The 1,021-nt window shown below is 32.1% G+C and carries 1 protein-coding gene; it reads right to left on the reverse strand.

From position 1 onward, the window contains the following. On the reverse strand, window positions 1-1,021 hold a 1,021-nt coding region (locus BBROOKSOX_RS11615), incomplete at both ends, for an AAA family ATPase (RefSeq protein ID WP_139662035.1).

Consider the following 1,021-nt stretch of genomic DNA (forward strand, 5'->3'; position numbering starts at 1 on the left):
TCATAAGCATTCATCAATTCATTTCTTGATTTTATTAAATTCTCAGTAATGTCGTTGGAATCAAATTCAAGCAAGCCACCTTCCTTTGTAAAATGATTAACCGCAATAAAATCACCGTCTTTTCCTTTGGTATGAACTTCTAACGCCTTTATCATGTCCAAGCTGTGCGTTGCCATCACCACATTAACGCCACTGTCTGCCAATTTGATTAAAACTTTGGTTAATACGACCTGCCAAGCGGGGTGTAAGTTGGTCTCTGGCTCATCAAAAAAGACAAATGAACCTTTACTTATTACATTATTTTTTAACAATGCCTGAATCATGCCTAGATTTGTCATACCAAAAGAAATTAAGTTTTTATCAACACTTCTGCCAGAATCATCAACAAAAGACAGGCGACCATTTTCAAAAATAAACTCGCCACCAATTTCTGTTTTTAATTCAGTTGCCAATTCTGAAATAATTTCTAATGGTGGGTTGGTTGATTTGGTGTTTAAGGTTTCATCTAAATCATAGAAATATTTTGATACACCTGTTAAATCCCCTGTTTCTCTTACTTCTTTAGACTTGTTTAAGGCATCTCTAACGCTCCAATAAGCAGGAGATTCAAAAAATACCACTCTTGAAAGCCTGGATATATCATCAATAAAATCCAAGTTTAATTTAAAATCAATAGTATTTTTTGTATTAAAAGATATTTCAAGTCCATCGGCAGATAGATTAGTTTCTTCTTCATCAAAAGAAACCAGTTCTGATATGTTGGCTATTTGGAAATTTTCTTGTAATTCTTTTTTTAAAGCCATCTTTAATAGCAGAACATACATCTCTTCTCCTTCTGTTAAATTAAGGATTAAAGGAGTTAAACAGCTTCTTAAAAAATCGACATAACGATGAACAGATTTAAATTTTTGTTTTTTTTCTAATTTATCTAAGTAACCTATAAATTTATTAAAGTTTTCAATCTGTGTATTGGTTGTAGTGGAACAGGCATGAATATAAGCACCTATAGGGTAATCTTTCC

It is taken from the genome of bacterium endosymbiont of Bathymodiolus sp. 5 South (assembly GCF_900128535.1).
Classification (GTDB): Bacteria; Pseudomonadota; Gammaproteobacteria; order PS1; family Pseudothioglobaceae; genus Thiodubiliella.